Here is an 18,615-nt window from a genome sequence, read left to right as displayed (position 1 = left end):
TGCTTTCGCGTACAGCTTCCTTCGCTCGCGCGAAAAAAAACCTTTCGAGCGGTTTCCTTTTGTCGTAGGGGGTGCATTCCGCCTCGAAAGCGCGTACAGAAACCAACCGTTTCCGTAGCCCTGTGGCGCGAGTGGGCTGGTGGCATGGAAGATGATCAGCTGAGAACGTTGTCTTGGGCATCGCACTACTAAACCAACCAGCCGTGCGGTTTGCTAAGGTGTGCACGAGTCAGTGCGGAGATCTTCGGGTGAATCGGGCGGACGGATTCCGGCGCTCTCCCCAGGTCAGAGGAGGACATGATGGTCAAGCAGGCGCGAGCGGCTGTGACTCGTCAAGCCCTCATCTCGGCTGCGGCGGAGGTGTTCGGTACCGACGGGTACGCGATGGCAACGCTGCCGGCGATCAGCCGGCTCGCCGGAGTGAGCTCGGGGGCCCTGCACTTCCACTTCCCCAACAAGGACGCTCTGGCCGCCGCTGTGGAGAGCGCGGCTGCCGAGTCCGTCCGCGCGCTGACCGAGGAGTGCACGGCCGCCGCGGGCGGCCGGCTGCAGTCGCTCATCGACGCCGTGTGCCGGCTGATGGCCGCGGTGTCCAGCGACCCCGTCGTCCGTGCGGGTTTCCGGCTGGGCGGCGACCCCTCCCGCAAGAGCGAGGCGAAGCTGTACGACTGGTGGTACGGGTGGGTGCAGGACTCCCTCGCCCAGGCGCGCCGCGACGGCGAACTGGCCGACGACGTCTCGGCGGACGACGCGGCGGTCGTCATCGTCGCCTCGACGCTGGGCCTGGAGACCCTCGGCGCGGTCGACCGGTACTGGCTCTCGGCGGAGCGGGTCGCCCAGCTGTGGTCGTTCGCGCTCCCGAGGCTCGGGGCCGCCGAGCAGTGAGGCGGGCGGTGCGTCGAGAGACGTAAAACAGTCCACACGGTTTGGTAATGACCACGCAATCAAGGGTCTGACGGGGCGCTCTGACGCCCCGTTTGGCCCTTATGTGCGTTTCGTGGCCCGCGTTTCCCCTCGCCTCAAGGATCGCTGGGGCTGGGGACGAGAGGAAACAGGCGGATCGGTTTGGTATTGACATACCGCACGCGCTGTTTTTAAAGTCGGGGGGTCAGCAACAGTTCCGGGCGGCCCGAGGCGGTCCGGAGATGACGGGGAGACGGCGTGGACATCGACGTACTCGGCACGCTTACCGTGCGGGAGAAGGGCACCTCGATCACACCGACCGCGCCCAAGCCCCGGCAGGTGCTCGCCCTGCTGGCGCTGCACGCGGACGAGGTGGTGCCCGTGGGCATGCTGACCGAGGAGCTGTGGGGCAGCGAGCCGCCCCGCAGCGCGCGCCCCACTCTGCAGACCTACATCCTGCAGCTGCGCGAACTGATCACCCTCGCGCTCGAACGGGACGGCGACGAGCACCGCTCGGCCAAGGACGTCCTGCTCACCGTGCCGGGCGGCTACCTCCTCAAGGGCGGCGAAGGCACCCACGACGTGCAGGAGTTCGAGCGCCTGGCCGGCATGGGATACCGGGCCATGGACGCCGAGGACTTCCCCGAGGGCGCCCGGCTGCTGCGCGAGGCACTCGCACTGTGGACCGGACCGGCCCTCGCCGACGTCCACACCGGCCCCCATCTGGACACCCAGATCAAGCGCCTGGAGGAGAGCCGGCTCTGCGCGCTCGACCAGCGCATCGAGGCCGACCTCAAGCTCGGCCGCCACCGCGAGCTGCTCTCCGAACTGACCGTCCTGCTCAGCCGGTACTCGACCCACGAGAGCCTGTGCGGCCAGTACATGCTCGCGCTCTACCGGTCCGGGCGGCGCGGTGAGGCACTCGACGCCTACCAGCGGCTGCGCTCCACGCTGGTGCGCACCCTGGGACTCGAACCCTCGCCCGCGCTGGCCAAGCTCCAGCGCTCCATCCTCATGGCCCGCCCGGAGGGCGTCGGCGGAGCCGGCGGGATACGGCTCGCCGAGATCGGCTGACCCGCCGGAACGGTCCGTCGGCACTCCCCGCCCGGGGAGTGCCCCCTCTCCGACGGCGTTCGAGGGCTTCTCAAGGTGTGCGCCGCAGCCTGTGGGCATCAGGAGGAGGGCAGCCATGTCGGCTGAGCGAGGGCACTCGACCCAGCGCACCATGTCCGTGGCCGCCCCGGCAGGAGTCGTGTACGGGATGCTGGCCGACGCCGTGCGCTGGCCCGTCTTCCTGCCCTCCCTCCTGCACGTCGAGCGCATGGACTTCGACGGCGTCGAGGAACAGCTGCGCGTCTGGGACCTGACGGACGGCCATGTCCGCTCCTCGCACCTGCGCCGCACCCTCGACCCGCGGACCAGGTCCATCGGCTTCGAGCAGCGCACCGGGGACCGGGCGGACGCGCCCGTCACCGGCCGCTGGAGCGTCGAGCCCGAGGACGAGGGCTCGACGCTGACCCTGCGCCAGGACGGCGCCTCCGCCTCCCACGACGTGCCCGAACGGCTGCGGCAGGTCAAGGAGACGGCCGAGCGCTGGGAGCGGCTGGACGAACTGCTCGTCGGCTTCGAGGACAGCGTGCACGTCGAGGGCCCCAGCGAGCTCGTCTACGACTTCCTCTACCGCATGGAGGACTGGGTCGAGCTCATTCCGCACGTCGAGTGGACCCTCGTACGGGAGGACCAGCCCGGCGTGCAGCTGGCCGCCATGGACACCTGCGCCGAGGACAGCGGCGAGACCGTCACCGTGGAGACCGTGCGGCTGTGCTTCCCGCACGCCGGACGGATCGTCTACAAGGAGACCCTGACCCCCGATCCGATCGCCTCGCACAGCGGGGAGTGGTCGCTGCTGCCGGACGAGTCCGGAGTGAAGGTCGTCTCCACCCACCAAGTGATGCTCAGGGAAGAGGCCATCGGGCGGGCCCTGGGCGAGCAGGCCACCCCGGCCGACGCCCGCCACCACGTCCGTACGTGGCTGGGCCGGGCGAGCACCGAGGCGCTGGGCCTGGCCAAGTGGCATGCGGAGAGCGCTGTCCGCCGCCTGCGATGACGACGATCAGGAGGCTCCGATGACCCTCACCCGGCCGGCACCGGTCACGGCGCCGGGCGGCCCGTCCGCCTCGGGGACGGCGCCGCCGCGCACCGCCGCGCGCGCGTACGCCGAGCTGCCGCCCCCGGTCGGCGCCGCCCTGCGCGCCCTGCGGCTCGACGCGCTGCTCGGCGACCCCGACGACGCGGACAACCCGCTCGGCCGCGCCGCCCTCGCCGACCGCGCGCACACCGACGCGCTGCCCGTGCCCGAGGACCTGCGGGCCGAGTTCGTGCCGAGCGCGGCCGGCGGGCACTTCAGCACGCCCGAGCAGCTCGCCCGCGCCCTGCGCCCGCTCTTCCGCCGCGACCTGGCGCTGAGTCAGGCATGGGGCGTACGGCCACTGCTCGTCGCGGACGACGGCACCGGCTGCGCGCCCGCGCGGGCGGGCGAGCTGGCCGCGCTGCTGGGACCGGCCGCGCTCATCGCGGTGACGGGCACCGTCCTGCGCGACGCCGTGCGGGTCGTCGACGCCCGCGGCCGTCACGAGCCTGCCGTACGCCAGTGGCACGGCACGCTCGCCGAGGGCTTCGCCGACCTGCTGGCCTGCGAGAGCCTGCTCGCCGTCGCGCTGCGCTCCCTCGAACTGCCCGACGCCGGAACGCCCGCCCTGGCCGCCGCCGTCGGCTATGTCGTGCCGCAGATCGTCGGTGACGTCCGCAGCGCCCTCGACCTGGTGCTGCACGAGACCGGCTCCGGGCCCGGCAGCCCCCGCGCCCGCGCACTCGGCAAGATCGCCGATGACCTGCCGCACGCCGCGGTCGACTGGTTCGCCTCGACGGTCGGCCAGGCCAAGCTGGTGCGCGCGCGGTCCGGCCCGGCCGGCGTGGAGCCGTACGAGGACGGGGCCTGGGCCGGCACCCTGTTCCGGCTCGGCGAGCCGGTCGCCCAGGACCTTCCGGCCGACGGGTACCACTACGCCCTGACCGCCACCCTGCCCGCGGCGGCCGCGCGCCTCGCCGACGCGTCCGGCCCCGCCCATGTCGCGCTGGCCCGTGCCGCCCGGCGGCTGACGACCGAACACCGCACCCTGCTCCTGCCGTTGCGCCGGGCCGCCCACGCCGACCCGGCCGACGCCTCGGTACGGGCCCTGGCCGACCGCAAGGCCCTGCTCCTGCTGGCCGCCGCCGTGCTCGGCGTGCGCGAGGCCGCCGCCGATGTGCCCGGCGCCTACATCGGCACCCCCGACTGGGCGCTGCTCGCCCTCGCCCGCGTCACCGAACGGCTCGGCGTGCCGCTGCCCACCGGCCTGACCGATCCGCGCGACGGCGTCTGGGCCGTGCTGGCCCACCGGGTCCGGCACCACGTCGACGTCGACGTGTACGCCACGAGACTCCTGTGGTGAGCGGGCCGTGGAACGCACCCCCGGGGAGCAGGCCGTGAACACCGCACCCGGCCCGGCGGCCCCGCTGCACCTGGCGGGCCCCGACGGGCCCTGGGAGCCGGTGCGCGACGTCCTGGAATCCGCGCGTCCCGTCATCGTGCACACCACCTGGGGCGAGTGGCTGACCGCCGCCCTGCTGGACCCGGAGCTGCGCGCCCTGCTGGGCGGCGACTGGCAGCGCTACCGGCACACCCCCAGCGCGGCCGGCCGGTTCCGCTTCGCCGTCTCCCGGATGGTCATACGGCACACGGCGGCAGCCGCCCTCCAGACGGCCCCGGGCTCCCTCGACCTCACCTACCGGCCCGGCGGCCGCCCCCAGCTGCGCGGCCTCGGCGAGGAACTGGAGGTGAGCCTCGCCCACACCGAGGACGTCCTCGTCGTCGGCGTGAGCGCCACCGGGCCGGTCGGGGTGGACGTCGAACCCCTCGGCCGCCCGGTCTCCTTCGAGCTGCTGCGCGACCACGTCTGCACCCCCGAGGAGGCCGAGGCGCTCGCCGCGCTGCCCGAGGCCGAACGGGCGCTGCGCATGCTGAACCTGTGGACCCTGAAGGAGGCATACACCAAGGCGCTCGGGCACGGCCTGCGGCGCCGCTTCTCCTCGATCGCCTTCGGCCGGGACGCGCAGGGGCGCACCGTCCTGGCCGACGACACGCCCCCCGCCTGGGAGTTCGCGACCCATGTCGTCCAGGGCCGGTATCTGGCGAGCATCGCGCACCGCCGCCACCCCGGCGTCACGGTGTCCCCGCTGCCCGAGCCCGGCGCGGCGGCCTGGTCCCCGTCCCCGTCCGCCCCGCAGAGCCCGGACCCCCGATGAGTGAGGGCCGGGTCGACTTCGTGCTCGCGGCGGTCCACCAGCCGGTGCCCGCGGCCTCCGGCCTGCCCTTCGAACTGGAGCTGTGCGGACCGCTCGGCACCGGCCGGGCCGAGGCGGTGGCGGCCCGGGTCGCCCAGCGCCACCGCGCGTACACCGTCACCGTGGACGCCGCCGGCACCGGCCGCCACACCCTGCGCATCGCCCCCACGCACGGCCCCCCGGCCCGGCCCGGCGCCGCGGTCCTCGCCGATGTCCTGGCGCTGGCGGCCGGGGCGCGCGACACGGTCGCCGCCGCGGGGCACCAGCGCGATCTGATCCGGGCGGCGGTGACCGGCCCGGCGGACGGGCACGTCGGCCAGCTCGCCTGGAACTGGACCGGGCCCATCGACCTCGGCCGGCTCGCCGACGCCTGGCTGTCCGTCGCCGACCGCGAGACCGTCCTGCGCGCCTCGTTCGACTGGACGCACCTGCCCCGGCTCGTGCTGCACGAGTGGGCCGAGATCGAGATCGCCCACCTCGACCACACCGCCGTCTCCTGGAGCGACCTGGTCGAGCGCGACCGGGCACGCAGCTTCGCCCCGCACCGGCCCGGCCTGCTGCGGGTGACGCTGCTGGACGGGCCGCCGAACCCGGAGGGGGAGCGGCCGCCCACCCGGGTGCTGCTCACCTACCACCGGGCGCTGCTGGACGAGCGCGGAGTCCATCTGCTGCTGCGGGAGTTCTACCGGGCGTACGCGCGCGGCGGGGTGCTGCCCGGCGGCGACCGGCGCCCCGATGTGCGCGACCACGCCCTGTGGCTGGCCCGGCAGCACACCGGCGCCGCGCGCGCCTACTGGGCGACGGCCGCGCCGCCGCCGGAGGCGATCGTGCGCCCGGGCCTGGTGGGCGGGCGCCCGACCGGGCACACCGGCATCGGGCGCGTCCAGCGCCGGCTGCGGCCCCCGCAGACCGCCCGGCTGCGGACCTGGGCGGCGATGCGCGGGGCCGGCGAGTCCAGCGCCCTGCACGTCGTGTGGGCGCTGCTGCTGTACCGGGCGGTGGCGGCCACCGCGCCCGCCCCGGTCAGCTTCGGCGTGCATCTGTCGGGCCGGGACGTGCCGATGGAGGGCGCGGGAGGCATTCCGGGACTGCTGGGCAATCCGCTGCCGATGACGGTCACCGTCGACCCCGGCACCCGGCTGGACAGCCTGCTGGAACAGGCCCGCGACGCCGCGCTGGACCTGGCCGTGCACGCGTGGGTGCCCGCCGACCGGGTCCGGGTCTGGAGCGGCCGTGACCCGGACGCCGAACTCTTCGGGACCGGCGTGGTGTTCGACAGCCGGCTGGAACTGCCCGAGGCGCTGCTCACCGAGCTGCGCGGCCAGGGCATCCAGGTGGACACCCCGCGCAGCATCAGCGCCCATCCCGGGCTGCCGCTCGCTCTGGCGGCGCATCACGACACGGACGGCGGGCTGGCCCTGACGGCGATGTACGACCGTGAGTGCCTGGGCGACGTGGACGCGTCGGCCCTGCTCTCGCACTGCGTACGCCTGCTGCGCTCGCTGCCCGACCACCGGGATCCGCGGGCCACCGTCGGGGAGGTCCTGGACCTCCTGGACGGCTTCGAGGTGCCCCGGGTGATCCCCCGGCCGCCCGAACAGGACGGGCCCGACCTGGTGGTGCTGCGGCCCGGGGGCCCGGCGGCGGACGTCATCGTCCTGGTGCGGACCCCGGGCGTTCCGGAGGGCGCGTACGAGGCTCTGGTGCGCGACCACCGGGGCCCGGAGCGGATCGTGAGCCTGCGGGCCGGCCGGGCGGCGGCCCCGCACGCCCTGCGGCAGCTGCTGGGGCCGGCGCGGCGGCTGGTGCTGTGCGGGGCGGGGCCGGGCGGCACCGCCGCCTACGAGATCGCGTGCACGGCCGGCGACGACGTGGTGACGGCCGTCGTCATGACCGGGGTCGGCAGCGGTCCCGAGTGCGCCCGCGCGCTCGCCACGGGCCTGGAGTCCGTGCGCGCCAAGAGCCTTTGAGCTGCTGCTGAGCGTTTCTCCAGCAAAGCCGGAGCGGTTCTTTAGCGGCTTGACCGACGGTGTCGGAAACGCTGGAGGTGGGGCATGGGTGATTCGGGCCGCGCAGAGGCCGCCCTGCGCATTGAGCGCGGGCGGGCCACCGAGGAGGAGCTGGCCGCGCTCACGGTGGTGCTGCTCGCTCTGCGGGCGGACGCCCGACAGGAGCAGCAGGAGGGGTATCCGATCAGCGGCTTTCCGCAGTGGAGCCGGCAGCTGGCCTACCGAGCTCCGCGCAGCTGGCAATGACGCGGACACCCGCGTCCCAGGAAGGGATCTGACGACATGTCGATGACCATCGCCCCCGCGACCGACCAGCTCGAGCCGGCCGACATCCGCGGTCGCGTGGCGGAGCTGCACGAGATCCGTGCGGCGGCGGAGCGGGGACCGAGCACCAAGGCGACCGAGGCCCAGCACGCGAAGGGCAAGCTCACCGCGCGCGAGCGCATCGAGCTGCTCTTCGATCCGGGGTCGTTCAGCGAGGTCGAGCAGTTGCGCCGGCACCGGGCGACCGGGTTCGGCCTGGAGGCGAAGAAGCCGTACACGGACGGTGTGATCACCGGCTGGGGCACGGTCGAGGGCCGCACTGTCTTCGTGTACGCGCACGACTTCCGGATCTTCGGCGGGGCGCTGGGCGAGGCCCACGCCGAGAAGATCCACAAGATCATGGACATGGCCCTCTCGGCGGGTGCGCCGCTGGTCTCGCTCAACGACGGCGCGGGCGCCCGTATCCAGGAGGGTGTGTCCGCGCTCGCCGGGTACGGCGGGATCTTCCAGCGCAACACCAAGGCGTCCGGTGTCATCCCGCAGATCAGCGTGATGCTCGGCCCGTGCGCGGGCGGCGCCGCCTACAGCCCCGCCCTGACCGACTTCGTCTTCATGGTGCGGGACACCTCGCAGATGTTCATCACCGGACCGGACGTCGTGAAGGCGGTCACCGGTGAGGAGATCACGCAGAACGGGCTGGGCGGCGCCGATGTGCACGCGCAGACCAGCGGGGTCGCGCACTTCGCGTACGACGACGAGGAGACCTGCATAGCGGAGGTCCGCTACCTGCTGTCGATGCTGCCGCAGAACAACCGGGAGAACCCGCCCAAGGCGCCGACCGCGGACCCGGTGGACCGCCGCTCGGACGTCCTGCTGGACCTGGTGCCGGTCGACGGCAACCGCCCGTACGACATGGCCAAGGTGATCGAGGAGCTCGTCGACGACGGGGAGTACCTCGAGGTCCATGAGCAGTGGGCGCGCAACATCATCTGCGCGCTGGCGCGGGTGGGCGGCGAGGTCGTGGGCATCGTCGCCAACCAGCCGCAGTCCCTGGCCGGTGTGCTGGACATCGAGGCGTCCGAGAAGGCCGCCCGCTTCGTCCAGCTCTGCGACGCGTTCAACATCCCGCTGGTGACCCTGCTGGACGTGCCGGGCTTCCTGCCCGGGGTGGACCAGGAGCACGGCGGGATCATCCGCCACGGCGCGAAGTTGCTGTACGCGTACTGCAACGCGACGGTGCCGAGGATCTCGCTGATCCTGCGCAAGGCCTACGGCGGCGCGTACATCGTCATGGACTCCCAGTCCATCGGCGCGGACCTCACGTACGCCTGGCCCACCAACGAGATCGCGGTGATGGGCGCCGAGGGCGCGGCCAACGTCATCTTCCGCCGGCAGATCGCCGAGGCGGAGGACCCGGAGGCCATGCGGGCCCGCATGGTCAAGGAGTACAAGACCGAGCTGATGCACCCCTACTACGCGGCCGAGCGCGGGCTCGTCGACGACGTGATCGACCCGGCCGAGACCCGTGCGGTCCTCGTCAGGTCCCTGGCGATGCTGCACGCCAAGCACGCCGATCTGCCGTCCCGCAAGCACGGAAACCCCCCGCAGTAGTCCGCCGGGTCCGGTCCGCTTCCCGTCTCCCCGCGGAAGCGGATCACCGTTGCGCTGACAGAAAACAGCACGACCGGTACGCTCTCGGCAGACCGCTTGTGCTGTTTTGATGTCGGGCCGGGGCACGGACCCGAGGACGTGAGGGAGACGGCGTTGGACATCGACGTACTGGGAGCGCTGGCTGTGCGGGAGAACGGGGTGTCCATCACCCCGACCGCGCCGAAACCACGGCAGGTCCTGTCCCTGCTCGCGCTCAACGCCGACCGCGTCGTACCGGTCACGGATCTCACCGAGGAGCTGTGGGGCGGCCACCCGCCCCGCAGCGCCCGGACCACCCTGCAGACCTACGTGCTCCAGCTGCGCGAATGCATCAACCGGGCGCTCGACGGCGGCGACGCCAAGGACGTCCTGATGACCCTTCCGGGCGGCTACCTGCTCGTCTCCGGCGGCGACACCGACGTACGACGGTTCGAGCGGCTGGTGGGCGAGGGGTACCGGGCCATGGACGCGGAGGCCTTCGCCGAGGCGTCCGCCCGCCTCGGCCAGGCGCTGAAGCTGTGGACGGGGACGGCTCTCGCCGACGTCCAGCACGGGCCGCTGCTGCGGACCGAGGTGACGCGGCTGGAGGAGAGCCGGCTGTGCGCGCTCGACCAGCGCATCGAGGCCGACCTCCATCTGGGCCGCCACCGCGAACTGCTCTCCGAACTGACCGTCCTGACCAGCCGCCACCCCGCGCACGAGAACCTCCACGCGCAGTTCATGCTGGCCCTCGCCCGCTCCGGCCGGCGCGGCGAGGCCCTCCAGGCGTACGGACAGCTGCGCACCACGCTCCTGCGCGACCGGGGCCTGGAGCCGTCGCCGAGGCTCCAGCGGCTCCAGCACTCGATCCAGGCCGCAGCCGCCGAACCGGCCGGGGACACCCTGCTGGCCGCGGGCTGACCCCCGGACGGTCCCGGTGCCCCGCTCCCTCGCAGGAGCGAGGCACCGGGGGCCGGTTCACCCCGTACGGCGATGTGGCGGGGCGGGCCACGACAGCACAATGCGCAGACGGCCACCCGAGACGACCCGCTTGGAGAAGCCCACCATGACTGCCGCGCCCCCGCTGCCCCCGCACCTCCCGCAGACGCCCGTCGCCGACGTGCTCGCCGAGCTCACCGCGATCCTGGCGGGGTTCGTGCACGTCGAGGCGCACACCGTCGACGCCGGGCAGACCTTCACCGCGCTGGGCATGGACTCGCTGCTGAACGCCCAGTTCCTCGCGATGGTCAACGCCCGGTACGCGATCTCCGTACCCGCCGACGCCCTGTACCGGTACCCGACGCCCCAGGACCTGGCCGCCCATGTCGCCGAACGGCTGGGCGCAGCCCCCGAGCTGCACGCCCCGGAGCCCGTCGCCCAGCCGGTCACCCAGGCCGTACCACGGCCGGTCGCACCGCCCGTCGCGCCGCCGGTCCCGGACGCGGTGTCCGGCGCCGGGGTCCCGGAGACCCTGCGCGGGCAGCTGGCCCGCATCCTCGGCTGCGCGCCGGGCGACATCGACGCCACGGCCCCCTTCACCGTGCTGGGCCTGGACTCCATCCTCGCCGCGCAGTTCGTCGAGGGGATCAACCGCACCTGGGGCCTGGCCGAGCAGTCCGCCCTGTTCTACGAGTACCCCGACCTCGCCTCCCTGACGGCCCACATCCAGGAGCGCGCGGCCACCGGCGGCGGTGAGCCCGCCCTCCCGGCCGGCACCTCGGCGCCGTTCGCCGCGCCCCGGACCACCGCCGAGATCGAGGCGCTGCTCGATGCCGTTCGCGACGACCTGATCGGCATCGACCAGGCGGCCGGACTGCTCGACACCAGAACCGCCTGAGGCGAAGGACGCGTTGAGCCCATGGACAACAGGGAAATCCTGACGCGCTTCAAGAGCGGCGCCCTGGACCGTCAGCAGGTCCTCGCGCTGCTGTCGGGGGCGGGTACGGGGACGGAGAGTGCGGCGGCTCCGGCCAGAGGAACGGCTCCGGACAGGGGTGCGGCTCCGGCTCCTCCCTCCGCCGCGCCCGAGCGCCGCCCCGCACCCCGGACCGTGCCCCCGCCCGCCGCCCGCCCGGCCGACGAGGGATACGCGGTCGTCGCCGTCGACTGCCGGTTCCCCGGCGCCGACGGCCCGGCCGCCTTCTGGGAGGCGGGGCTCAGGGCGCCGGACGGCCCGGGGCCGGTCCCGCAGGGGCGGCCCGGCGCCGAGGACGGGGAAGGGGAAAGCGCCCAGGGGTACTTCCTCGACGGGGTGGACGCCTTCGACCCCGCGCCGTTCCGCATCGAGGCGGCCGAGGCCGCCTCGATGGACCCCCAGGAACGGCTGCTGCTGCACTGCGCCTGGCAGGCACTGGAGGGCGCCGGACACGCCGGGGCCCGGCTGGACGCGCTGACCGGTGCGGACGGCGAACCCCGTGACGTCGGCGTCTTCACCGCCGTCACCTCCCGCGACTACGCCCGGCTCGCCGACGGGCGGTCCGGGCCCGCCGGGTACCACCTCCACACCGCCGCCCGTCTCTCGCACGTCCTGGACCTGCACGGCCCCAGCCAGAACGTCGACACCGGCGCCTCCTCGTTCCTCACCGCCGTGCACCAGGCCCTGGGCGCGCTGCGCGCCGGTGAGTGCGCGGCGGCCCTGGTCGCCGCCGCCGAACTGCGCCTGCACCCCGGACGCCACCACGACGGCGGCGGCGAGGGCGTGGCCGTGATCCTGCTCAAGCCGCTGGCCGCCGCGCGCGCCGCCGGGGACCGGGTGCACGCCGTCCTGACCGCGAGCGCCGTCGGGCATCCCGGACGCGGCACCTCCGCCGCCCTGCGCGACCGGCTGCGCCACCGGGTCCTGGACCGCACGGGCGAGGGGCCGTTGGTCCTGGAGGAGGACGCGGCCGGCGCCGCGGCCCGGGTGGGCCGGGCCGGGGCCGCGACCGGGGCGGCCGCGCTGCTGCGCGCCGTACTCCAGCTGCGGCACGCGGTCCTGCTGCCGGGCCCGGCCCGCGAACGTCCCGCCCCCTGGGAGGCGGGCCCCGGCGCCGGGCCGCGTACGGCACTGGTCGGGGTGCACGAGGACGACGCCCCGCACGCGGTCCTCGTGGTGCGGGAACCGCCGCCGGCCACCGCCGTCGCGCCGCGCGATCCGGAGGAGGACGGCGGGCCGCAGCTCGTCCTGCTGTCGGCCGCCACCCCGGCGCATCTCGCCGCCACCGCAGGGCGCCTCGCGGACTGGCTCGGCTCGTTCGAACACGCGGGCCGTGCCGCACCGGGGCCCGGCGCCGTGGCCCGGGAACTGCGGCTGGGGCGGGCCGTGATGGACTGCCGGCTGGCCGTGGTGGTGGACGGCACGGCGCAACTGGCCGAGGCGCTGGCCGGGTTCGCGGACGGCGTCGCCGGGCCCGGGCCGTCCCCCGTACGCAGCGCGGACCTGCGGGACGGGACGGCCGATCCGCTGCTGCTGACGGGGCTCGCCGAGACCCGCGGCTATGTCGCGGCGCTGTGGCGGGGGCGCCGGTACGAGCAGCTGACGCGGCTGTGGCTGGCCGGGGTCGACGTGCTGGCCCGCGACACCGCCCCGGGCGCCGCCCCCGTGCTCGACCTGCCGCCGGGCGCCCTGCTGCCCGCGCGGTCGTGGCCGGCCGGGGACACCGCCTCGGACGCCGGGGGAGCGCGCGGTGACGGCTGAGCTGCGCACCCGGGAGGCCGACGTGGACACCGAACGGGCGCCGGACACCGCCCCGGTGACGCTGTGGCTGTGCCCCAACGACGGCCTCGACCCGGAGACGGCCCGGCTGCTGGCCGACCACTGGCTGGACGCCCGGGAGCAGAAGACCGCGGGCAAGTTCCTCTTCGAGCGCGACCGGCTCCAGTACCTGATCGCCCACACCCTCGTCCGGCGTGCGCTGTCGCTGGAGGCCGGACGCGCCGAGGCCGAGCTGGTCATCTGGCGCTCGGCGCGCGGCCGCCCCTTCCTGCGCCCCGCCACCGACCGGCTCTCCCAGGACAGTGGGGTGCTGGACTTCAACCTCTCCCACGCCGGCGGCTACAACCTGCTCGGCATCGTGCGCCAGGCCCGGATCGGCGTGGACGTCGAACGCGTCGACGACCGCGACCAGCAGGCCGTCGCCACCATCCTGAACGCCATCGCCCCGACTGAGCGCGCCTGGGCGGAGCAGCCGGGCCCGGGCCGCGAACGCGACCGGCGGGCGCTGCGCATCTGGACCCTGAAGGAGGCCTACTCCAAGGCGCGCGGTCTCGGCCTGGGCATCCCGTTCGACAGCTTCGAGTTCACGCTCGACGACGAGCGGGGCGTCCGCGCCTTCACCCCGCCGGCCGACGACGAGGCCCGCCCCTGGCGGTTCGTCGAACTGGAGCCGGTGCCCGGGGTGCTGGTCGCCGTGGCCGTGCCCGCCGCCGCGGGGGACGCGGCCATCCACCTCAACCTGGGCTTCCCCTGGAGCCGTTCGGCGCCGCAGGAGTTCCCGCTGCCGCCGCCGGTGGGCGAACGCGTCTGAATGCCCTGTGCGCTGCTGGTTTTCCGGCGGCGAAAACAGACCGCGCTGCCCTCTTTCGTGTGCGCGCGGAAGATCCAGCACGGCATTGATCAAATGCGCGGCGCGCCCTTGGGAATTCGCTCGAGAAGCGCTTGAGGAATTTACTGAATGTTCGAGAATCCCGCTAGTTTGCCTGCAGCGGAGGCAGAATTCAGGCCACCGGAAGGAAAGCGAGACAAGGAACTCGACGAGTACGGAGGAGACCGTGAGGATTCAGGTTCTGGGTCCGTTGAGTGCCGAGGTCGACGGGGGATCCATCGTTCCGTCCGCGGGGAAACCGCGGCAGATTCTGGCACTGCTCGCCCTGTACCCGGGCAGAGTCATGCCCGTGCCGACCCTGATGGAGGAGATCTGGTCCACCGCCCCGCCGCAGAGCGCGCTGACCACGCTGCAGACGTACATCCTTCAGCTGCGCAGGCGGCTGGGCACGGCGATGGGGACCGACACCCCCAGCCGGGCCAAGGACATCCTCGCCACGCGGCACGGCGGGTACCTGCTGCAGATCCCCGAGGAATCGGTCGATGTGCACGATTACGAGCGCCTGGTCCGCGAGGGACAGGCGGCGTTCGAGACCGGTGACAACGCGGTCTCGGCCGCCCGCTTCAAGGCCGCGCTGGACCTGTGGCGGGGCGGGGCGCTCGTGGATGTGCGGATCGGCCCGATACTCGACATCGAGGTGCGCAGGCTCCAGGAGAGCCGGCTGATGACGGTGGAGCGGCGGGTGGACGCCGAGCTCAGGCTCGGACGGCACGCCGAACTGATCGCCGAGATGACCGAGCTGACGGCACGCCACCCCCAGCACGAGGGGCTGCACTCGCAGCTCATGGTGGCCCTGTACCGCTCGGGCCGGCAGGCGTCGGCGCTGGAGGCCTACCGCAGGCTGCGGATGCGGCTCATCGAGGAGCTGGGCGTGGAGCCCTCTCCGCAGCTGCAGCGCCTGCACCAGGCCATGCTGGCGGTCGATCCGCTGCTCGACGTCCTGGCCGGTCCGCGGCACTCGTCGACCTTCGATCTGTTCGCCGCGTGACGTCCACCCCGTCTCGAAGACCTCTCGAGTACCGGCGCGGAGAGTGGGGCCCCGTTCCCGCCCCGTTCCCGGCGCCAGGAGGTCACCGTGGCCGTGCTCAGACACCTGGACAGTCCGCTGGACGGGCTGCTGCGCCGGGCCGCGGAGCGGTTCGCGGACCGCCCGGCGCTCACCACGGCGGAGGGCACGCTGACCTTCGCCGAACTGGACCGTGAGGCCGACCGGATCGCCCTCGGCATCCGCCGCACCGCGCGGCGGGCCGATGCCGCGGTGGTCGCCGCGTGCACCCTGGACGCCGTGTTCCCGGCGGTCTACTTCGGTGCGGTGCGCAGCGGTCTGGTGCTGGCCCTGGCCGATCCGGCGGCGGGCCCGGAGGCCGTGCGCGACATCTGTGCGGCGGCCGGGGCCGAGATCGCTTTCCTGCCCGCCGCCGCGGCCGGGCCGCTGGCCGGGAGCGAGGCCCGCCCGTCCGGGCTGCACACCGTGGTCTGCACGGACACCGCCGCCGCCGGCGGCGGCGGGAGCGTGCCGCTCAAGGTACTGCTGGACGCCGGCGCCGGCCCGGCCCTGCCCCCGGCGTTCAAGGACGCCGACGCGGTGGTCTGCGTCCAGCGGGTCGCCCACGCCACGGCGGGCGTACGGGAACTGCGCCTGAGCCACCGCCATCTGCTGGCCAACGCCGCGCAGGCCGCCATCGCCCACCGGCTGGACGCCGACAGCGTCGTGGTCAACCACATGCAGGCCTATCACCCCTCGCTGCTGGCGGCCGCCGTGCACGCGGGGGCCGAACAGGTCCTGGTCGCCGATCCGGACCCGTGCGCGGGGATGACCGTCGGCCGCCGGCTGCGGGCCACCCACTACTACGGCTTCCCGGCCCGGCTCGCCCGGCTGACCGACGACGAACGCTTCGCCACGCACGGCGAGTTCCCGCCCACCGGCCATCTGCGGGCCGTGTTCTCGGAGGGCACCGCCCTGGAGCCGGGCATCGCCCGGCGGCTGCGGGACACCTTGCGGGTGCCGGTGCTCCAGGGGTACGGAGTCGGCGCGCTGAGCGCCCTCTCGCACGCCCAGGCCCCCGGCTCGCTGCCGGAGCGCGGGGCCGTGGGGGCGCCGCTGCCGGGCACCGAGTGCCGGGTCGTGGATCCGGTCAGCCGGGTGCCGGCGCCGGTGTGGTCCGACGGCGAGGTGGAGATACGGGGGCCGCAGGTGCCGTCCGGGCACCCCGAGGGCTGGCTGGCCACGGGTGACGTGGGCTACCTCGACCTCGACGGCGGGCTGCACCTGGTGACCCGCAAGGCCCCCGCGCCCAGGACCCCCGCGCTGGTCTGAGGGGCCGTTCGCGGGGCCGCCCCCGGCTCAGCGCCGGGGCCAGCCGATGTCCTCGTCCGACTGGGCCTCCTGGGCCGGCTCGTCGTTCACCTGTCCGTTGCCCTCGGCGCGGTGCGCGCGCGGTCGGGAGCCGGGTCCGGGTCCGTAAGGGACGCACACGCATGGCCTCATCGGTCGACCCCCTGGCAGCGGACGGGAACGGGGCAGGTCACGGCCCGGACGCAGACCGGGCCATCGAAAGATTCCCGTGACCCGCTAGAGGATTGCTGGAAGAACGCATGACGTCCGCACGAGAGATCTTCGAGAAGCATTTACGGCAATCGACGTCCGGGAAAAGAGGCGGGGCTTTTCTCGAGCGGCGCTCGATTCGGGAAAAGGCGGGTTGACGGCCATCGGAACGCCAGCGAATCTCAATAGGGAATTCGCCAGGTGTCGTTCATGACGAAGGAGGCCTCTCGTGGCCGGTAAGAGCAAGCAGACCCCGAAGACCGAGCCCGACCCCGTGCTCGAGGCGCCCCTTGAGCTGGACTCCGACGAGGCGGTTCTCGGCAACATCGCGCTCCAGTAGGTCCGTCCGGACCGGCTTGTGCGGGAGGGGGCCCACCGACATCGGTGGGCCCCCTCCCGCACAAGCCGGTCCGCGGGTCGTCAGGAAGCGACGAGCGCCACGCACATCCCGCCCAGCGCGACCGCCTGGAGGGCGACCCGGGCGTTGATGACGCTGTCCCAGGTGCGCTGCAGGCCACGGGCGTCGGGAGCGGTGCGGCAGTCGAGCGCCGCGTCGGTCAGCTCCTTGTTCACGGGGGCGCTGATCTTGTTGTAGACCGTCAGCCACACCACCAGGGCGACGGCCGCCACGCCGGCCGCGACCGCCGTCACCGCCTTGCCGTCGAAGGCCGCGACGACCGTGGTGCCCACGGTCGCGACCAGGCCGAACACGCCCGGGACCGGCATCCGCTGGTCCCCGAAGCGGTGGATCTGTCCCATCGTGCTGGTGAGCACCACGTCGTCGACATGGGCCATGGCGGGCCGCTGCACGAGGGCGGAGAAGACGTCGGTGCCGTACACGACCGCGTTGGCCATGGTGGCCACCACGGCCAGCGTTTGCAGGAGCGCTTCCATCAACAACCACCTTCGTCGGTCTGCAAGTCAATGCTCCATCATCTATCAATGACACTATAGAGTTCGTCGATTTAAATGCTAGCGTTGACAGGAAGATTGTTCCTTCGGACCACCACACCGGACCCCACCGCCCGGACAGCTATGAGGAGACCTGCAGATGGCCATAGGACGCGCCCGTCGCATACTCATCGCCGGCGGAGGGATCGGTGGCCTCGCCGCCGCCCTCGCGCTGCAGCGCAGGGGCTTCGAAGTCGTCGTCTTCGAGCGCGCCCAGTCGCTGCGCGACGGCGGCGCCGGCCTGCACATCTGGAGCAACGGCGTCCTCGCCCTGGACTACCTCGGCCTCGCCGAGCAGGTCCTCCAGGTCGCGCCGGTCCAGCAGGTCGCCCACTTCACCAACGCCCGCGGCGACATCCTCGGCGCCTGGCCCGTCGGCGACTTCATCGAGCGCTACGGCGCCCCCACCATCGCCGTCGAGCGCTCCGTCCTGCACGGAGTGCTGCGCGACGCCCTGGAGGGATCGCCGCTGCGCACCGACGCCCAGGTCGTCTCCTTCGACCAGGACGCGGATGGGGTCACGGTCCACTTCGCGGACGGCGGCAGCGAGCGCGGCGACCTCCTGATCGGCGCCGACGGCATCCACGGAGCCGTACGCGACTGCCTGTTCGGCCCCGCCCGCAACCGGTTCAGCGGCTACATCGCCTGGCGCGGCCGGGCCCCGATGGAGCACGCGGACATCCCCGAGGGCACCTTCAACGCCGTCTTCGGACCGGGCACCCGCTTCACGTACTACGACGTCGCGCCCGGCCTGGTGCACTGGATGAGCGTGGCCAACGGCGCCCCCGGCGGGCGCGACGGCGCCGGGGTGCGCGACATGCTGCTGCGCCGCCACGAGGGCTGGGCGGGACCGGTGGCCGACATCCTGCGCGCCACCCCCGAGGACTGGATCCTGCGGGGCGACGTCGAGGGCCGCAAGCCCGAGAAGCAGTGGGGCAGGGACCGGGTCACCCTCCTCGGCGACGCCGCGCACCCCATCACCTTCAACATCGGGCAGGGCGCCTGCCAGGCACTGGAGGACGCCCTCGTGCTGGCCGAGTACCTCGACCAGCCCGGCGACCCGGTCGCCGCCCTGCGCCGGTACGAGGACGAGCGCCGCAAGCGCACCGCCCCGCTCCAGCGGATCGCCTGGATGATCGGGAAGATGGGCGCCGTGGAGAACCCGCTGCTGCTCAAGGCGCGCGAGGCGTTCATGCGCAAGAACTGGAACACCCGCGCCTTCCAGGCCGCCGAGAAGGACCAGGTGGCCTACGGGACCCGCTGGGCCAAGAAGAAGGCCCCCGCCACCAGTCGCGAGGCCGTCACCGACCGCGCCGACTGACAGCCTCCGTACGCGTGCCGCCGCAAG

General features: G+C 73.6%; 17 protein-coding genes. 15 read left to right on the top strand and 2 right to left on the bottom strand.

From position 1 onward, the window contains the following. Nucleotides 1-300 precede the first annotated feature (300 nt). From RLT58_RS35515 to RLT58_RS35450, 14 genes are all read left to right on the top strand, one after another. The gene (locus tag RLT58_RS35515) at nucleotides 301-885 is read left to right on the top strand and encodes a ScbR family autoregulator-binding transcription factor (RefSeq protein WP_311314878.1); all 585 of its coding nucleotides are present in this window, start codon (nucleotides 301-303) and stop codon (nucleotides 883-885) included. 276 nt (nucleotides 886-1,161) lie between these two features. Beyond that, a complete protein-coding gene (locus RLT58_RS35510) occupies nucleotides 1,162-1,977 on the top strand; it encodes an AfsR/SARP family transcriptional regulator (RefSeq protein WP_311314847.1) in 816 nt (271 codons plus the stop codon). Between the two features lie 115 nt (nucleotides 1,978-2,092). Further along, nucleotides 2,093-3,010, top strand: a complete 918-nt coding sequence (locus tag RLT58_RS35505; RefSeq protein WP_311314846.1) for an SRPBCC family protein — start codon at nucleotides 2,093-2,095, stop codon at nucleotides 3,008-3,010. 19 nt (nucleotides 3,011-3,029) lie between these two features. Then, the gene (locus tag RLT58_RS35500) at nucleotides 3,030-4,394 is read left to right on the top strand and encodes a hypothetical protein (RefSeq protein WP_311314845.1); all 1,365 of its coding nucleotides are present in this window, start codon (nucleotides 3,030-3,032) and stop codon (nucleotides 4,392-4,394) included. Nucleotides 4,395-4,428: 34 nt separating this feature from the next. Continuing rightward, nucleotides 4,429-5,247 carry a 4'-phosphopantetheinyl transferase family protein gene (locus tag RLT58_RS35495; protein ID WP_311314844.1) on the top strand — a complete coding sequence of 273 codons (819 nt, stop codon included), beginning with the start codon at nucleotides 4,429-4,431 and terminating at the stop codon, nucleotides 5,245-5,247. After that, nucleotides 5,244-7,256, top strand: a complete 2,013-nt coding sequence (locus RLT58_RS35490) for a condensation domain-containing protein (RefSeq protein ID WP_311314843.1) — start codon at nucleotides 5,244-5,246, stop codon at nucleotides 7,254-7,256. The genes RLT58_RS35495 and RLT58_RS35490 overlap by 4 nt, the downstream gene beginning before the upstream one ends. An 84-nt stretch (nucleotides 7,257-7,340) precedes the next feature. Beyond that, nucleotides 7,341-7,541, top strand: coding sequence for an acyl-CoA carboxylase subunit epsilon (locus tag RLT58_RS35485; RefSeq protein WP_311314842.1), 201 nt, complete (start codon nucleotides 7,341-7,343; stop codon nucleotides 7,539-7,541). Nucleotides 7,542-7,577: 36 nt separating this feature from the next. Next, complete coding sequence (locus RLT58_RS35480) at nucleotides 7,578-9,170, top strand: acyl-CoA carboxylase subunit beta (RefSeq protein WP_399132045.1); 1,593 nt, start codon at nucleotides 7,578-7,580, stop codon at nucleotides 9,168-9,170. Nucleotides 9,171-9,323: 153 nt separating this feature from the next. Next, nucleotides 9,324-10,109: an AfsR/SARP family transcriptional regulator gene (locus RLT58_RS35475; protein ID WP_311314841.1), complete on the top strand. Its 786-nt coding sequence runs from the start codon at nucleotides 9,324-9,326 to the stop codon at nucleotides 10,107-10,109. A gap of 145 nt (nucleotides 10,110-10,254) precedes the next feature. Then, nucleotides 10,255-11,025, top strand: a complete 771-nt coding sequence (locus RLT58_RS35470) for a phosphopantetheine-binding protein (protein WP_311314840.1) — start codon at nucleotides 10,255-10,257, stop codon at nucleotides 11,023-11,025. A gap of 21 nt (nucleotides 11,026-11,046) precedes the next feature. Next, nucleotides 11,047-12,864: a beta-ketoacyl synthase N-terminal-like domain-containing protein gene (locus RLT58_RS35465; protein ID WP_311314839.1), complete on the top strand. Its 1,818-nt coding sequence runs from the start codon at nucleotides 11,047-11,049 to the stop codon at nucleotides 12,862-12,864. After that, nucleotides 12,854-13,693, top strand: coding sequence for a 4'-phosphopantetheinyl transferase family protein (locus RLT58_RS35460; protein WP_311314838.1), 840 nt, complete (start codon nucleotides 12,854-12,856; stop codon nucleotides 13,691-13,693). Before RLT58_RS35465 ends, RLT58_RS35460 begins: the two co-directional genes overlap by 11 nt. 244 nt (nucleotides 13,694-13,937) lie before the next feature. Then, on the top strand, nucleotides 13,938-14,759 hold the full coding sequence (locus RLT58_RS35455; protein WP_311314837.1) for an AfsR/SARP family transcriptional regulator: 822 nt from the start codon (nucleotides 13,938-13,940) through the stop codon (nucleotides 14,757-14,759). A gap of 87 nt (nucleotides 14,760-14,846) precedes the next feature. Next, nucleotides 14,847-16,088 carry an AMP-binding protein gene (locus RLT58_RS35450; protein ID WP_311314836.1) on the top strand — a complete coding sequence of 414 codons (1,242 nt, stop codon included), beginning with the start codon at nucleotides 14,847-14,849 and terminating at the stop codon, nucleotides 16,086-16,088. Between the two features lie 27 nt (nucleotides 16,089-16,115). On the opposite strand, the gene RLT58_RS35445 is transcribed toward RLT58_RS35450, so the two are convergent. Beyond that, entirely contained in the window at nucleotides 16,116-16,247 is a 132-nt protein-coding gene (locus RLT58_RS35445) for a hypothetical protein (RefSeq protein WP_311314835.1), read from the bottom strand. A 489-nt stretch (nucleotides 16,248-16,736) separates the two neighbouring features. Next, nucleotides 16,737-17,210: a DUF1772 domain-containing protein gene (locus tag RLT58_RS35440; RefSeq protein WP_311314834.1), complete on the bottom strand. Its 474-nt coding sequence runs from the start codon at nucleotides 17,208-17,210 to the stop codon at nucleotides 16,737-16,739. 157 nt (nucleotides 17,211-17,367) lie between these two features. On the opposite strand from RLT58_RS35440, the gene RLT58_RS35435 reads away from it, so the two are divergent. Continuing rightward, the gene (locus RLT58_RS35435; protein ID WP_311314833.1) at nucleotides 17,368-18,588 is read left to right on the top strand and encodes an FAD-dependent monooxygenase; all 1,221 of its coding nucleotides are present in this window, start codon (nucleotides 17,368-17,370) and stop codon (nucleotides 18,586-18,588) included. Nucleotides 18,589-18,615 lie beyond the last annotated feature (27 nt).

Origin of the sequence: Streptomyces sp. ITFR-16 (genome assembly GCF_031844705.1) — a bacterium.
GTDB lineage: Bacteria > Actinomycetota > Actinomycetes > Streptomycetales > Streptomycetaceae > Streptomyces.
Note: the sequence above shows the minus strand (reverse complement) of the source record. Positions and strands in the feature narration are given on the sequence as shown.